This is a genomic window from Variovorax sp. 20P10.2.4 (assembly GCF_058244205.1).
On the sequence record NZ_JBZAYE010000747.1, the window covers coordinates 1 to 3,245 of the forward strand.

The window sequence follows — 3,245 nt, forward strand, 5'->3', positions numbered from 1 at the left end:
CCACGCCGGTGATCAGGTTGAACAGCGAGCTCTTGCCGGCCCCGTTGGGGCCGACCACGCCGAGGCACTGGCCGCGCGCGAGCGCGAGCGACACGCCGTCGGCCACCACGATCTCGCCGTAGCGTTTGCACAGGCCGTCGATGACGAGGCAATCGGTCATGCGTCGCGGGCTCAGGCCTTGAGCTGCGACAGCAGCTTGAGTTCGTCTTCCACCGGAATCTGCTTCGCGGTGCTGTTGTGCGTGATCACCAGCTCGTACGGGAACTTCGCGCCCGCGGCGGTCTTGCGCCACTGGCCCGCCACCATCGGCGTGACGGCCACGCTCTTGATCGGGCTGCCCTTGAAGTCGATGCGCCCGACCACCGAGTCGAGCTGCAGGTTGGCCAGCGCATCGCGCACCGCCTTCTTGTCTTTTGGATTGGTCGCGTTCTTCAGCGCCGCGATGCCGACCTCGAACAGCGCATGGCCGTAGCCGATGGGCTGGGTCCACTGCTTGCCGGTGGAGCTCTCCCAGTCGGCCGCCAGCGCCTTGGCGCTCTGGCCGGTCAGCGAGGACTTGAACGGGAAGCTGGGCGTCCACCAGACCTCGGTCGACATGCCGTTGCCGGCCGCGCCCAGCGACTCGACCGCGCTCGGGAACAGGAAGGCCGCCGCCATCGTCACCACCTCGGGCCGGTAGCCCGACTGCTGCGCCTGCTTCCAGAAGGTGGCGAAGTGGTTGGCATAGGCGAAGCCCGAGACGATGTTCGCGCGCGCCGCCTTGAAGCTCGAGACCTGGTTGCTGAAGTCGTCGGTCGCGATCTTGAAGAAGCCGCCGTTGGTCTCCTTGTAGCCGCGCTGCTTCGCGCCGCCCGGGATGCCGTTGGTTGGATCGGCGAAGGCATGGCCCGGTCCGTTGTCGATGTAGAGCGTGCCCAGCGAGCGCTCCACCTTCAGCGGCTCCCACATGCCGAAGAAGTTCTTCAGCACGTCGTCGGCGCCCCAGAAGAAATGGAACGAGAACGGAAAGCCCTTCTGCGGCGTGGAGCCGCGACCGAAGGTGATGGCCTGCCACGGGCCCATGGTCGAGACCATCGGCACACCGTTGACGTCGCAGAGCTGGCCGGCCGCGAGCGCGGCATCGCTGTCCTGCACCAGCAGCAGGTCGACCTTCTCGCGCAGCAACAGCTCGCTGGCCATCGTGGCGCCGCGGTTGGCGTCGGACTGGGTGTCGCGCACCACGATCTCGACCTTGTAATTGGTGCCCGCGATGGTCAGGCCGTCCTTCAGCGCGGCGCGCACGCGCTCCAGGCTCCACGGGTCGGCCTCGCCGAAATTGGCGCGCACGCCCGACAAGGTCGTGAGGTAGCCGATCTTGATCGTCTTCGACTGCGCGTGCGACAGCGCGGGCACGCCGGCCAGCGCGGCCGCGCCGCCGCCGATGACGAGTTGGCGGCGCGTCAGCGCGCCGGAGGCTGCAAAAGGGAAAGCGGCGGGCATGGAATGCTCCTTGGCGATGGAGGATGGACAGGGCCGCATCCTCCCTCCGCGCGCCGGCTCGCCGTTATCGAAAACTGGCAAATCGCGGGCCGCGGCCGCCGCCCTCATTCCGGGCGCAGGTTGACCGACTTCGCGATCGCGCGGTAGCGCTCCACGTCGGCCTGGTAGCCGCGGCGCAGCTCGGCCAGCGTCTGCTCGGGCGCCACCTTGCTGCCGCCGAGCTCGATGGCGCGGCGCAGTTCGGGCTTGCGCATCATCTCGTTGAAGGCCACGTGCAGCCGCTGCTGCGTCTCCTCGGGCACACGCTGCGACACCTGCGCGCCGGCCCAGAGGCTGTAGACGAAGTCGTCGAGCCCCTTGCTGGCGCGGATCAGCGGAATGGCGCCGAAGCGCTCGTGCGGCGCGGCCGCCGCGATGCCCAGCGCCTTGACCTTGCCGGCATCCAGCAGGTCGGGCACGTTGCCGGCCAGCGGCGCGAACACCAGGTCGATCTGGCCGCCCAGCAGGTCGTTGATGATCGGTGCGAAGCCCTTGTAGGGCACGTGCAGCATCTTCGTGCCGGTCTGCTGCGTGAAGCGCTCGCCCAGCAGGTGGTAGAGCGAGCCCGGGCCGATGCTGCCGTAGCTCAGTTCCTTCGCGTCGGGCTTGCGCAGCTGCGCGATCAGCTCGTCGACGCTGCCCGGGCCCAGGTCCTTGCGCGCCAGCAGCACCATCGAGGTCACGGCCATCATGCCGATGGGGCGGAAGTCCTCGGCCTTGTAGCGCGCGCTGGCGAGCGTGAGCGGCGTGAGCATCAGCTCCATCGGCGAGCCCATCAGCAGCACCGAGCCGTCGGCCGCGCCGTTGGCAGCCTTCATCACGCCCAGCGACCCGCTGGCGCCGGGCACGTTGTCGACCACGGCCGGCTGGCCCAGCAGCCGCGACAGCTCGGGCGCGGCCAGCCGCGCGTTGATGTCGGAGCCGCCGCCGGCCGGGTAGGGAACGATCAGGTTCAGGGTCTTGCCGGCCAGCCCCTGGGCCAGGACGGAACCGGCCATGGTGGACAGGCCGGCCGCCAGGCCGGCACCGATCATCGAACGTCTGCGCATGCGCTTTACTCCTCGGGTGGTTGTTGTGTGTTCTCGGAATTCAGGCCGCGGCCAGCAGCGGCGAGCGCGCATCGGCGAAGGGCACGGCCTGGTGCCAGCCGTGCGCGAGCCGCAGCACCTCGAGGTCGTCACCGGGCCGGCCGATCAGCTGCAGGCCCATCGGCAGGCCGCGCGTCGCGCCGTCGGGCGAGAAGCCGGCCGGCACCGCCATCGCGGGCAGGCCCGCGAGCGAGGGGCCGATGGTCACTTCCATCCAGCGGTGGTAGGTGTCCATCGCGCGGCCACCGACCTCGCGCGGCCAGTGCAGCTCGGCCGGCAGCGGGAAGGCCTGCGCGGCCGGCAGCACCAGCACGTCGAAGCGCTCGAACAGCTTCAGCAGCGTGGCATGCCAGCGGGTGCGCGTGACGGCGGCCTCGTGCAGCGCGGGCACGGCCAGGCGCTGGCCCTGCTCGATCTCCCAGCAGGCCTCGGGCTTGAGCCGCTCGCGCAGCGCCGGATCGGCATGCAGGCCCTGCAGCGCGCCGGCCACGATGAAGCCGCGCAAGCGCAGCCAGGCGGTCCACAGCGCATCGAAGTCGAAATCGGGCACGGCCGGCTCGACCGTGCAGCCCAGGGTGTCGAAGTGGCGCAGCGCCCCCTCGCACAGCGCCATCACGCCCGGGTCCATCGCCAGGTGGC

General features: G+C 70.1%; 4 protein-coding genes. All 4 read right to left on the bottom strand.

What is annotated here, in order from left to right; all coding sequences use genetic code 11:
- Positions 1–160: ATP-binding cassette domain-containing protein (locus AC27VN_RS36790; RefSeq protein WP_490879835.1), on the bottom strand; the 160-nt coding region annotated here is incomplete at its 3' end.
- Positions 161–171: 11 nt separating this feature from the next.
- A complete protein-coding gene (locus AC27VN_RS36795) occupies positions 172–1,479 on the bottom strand; it encodes an ABC transporter substrate-binding protein (protein WP_490879833.1) in 1,308 nt (435 codons plus the stop codon).
- Between the two features lie 104 nt (positions 1,480–1,583).
- A complete protein-coding gene (locus tag AC27VN_RS36800; protein WP_209544360.1) occupies positions 1,584–2,567 on the bottom strand; it encodes a Bug family tripartite tricarboxylate transporter substrate binding protein in 984 nt (327 codons plus the stop codon).
- 40 nt (positions 2,568–2,607) lie between these two features.
- On the bottom strand, positions 2,608–3,245 hold a 638-nt coding region (locus AC27VN_RS36805; RefSeq protein WP_490879834.1), incomplete at its 5' end, for an amidase family protein.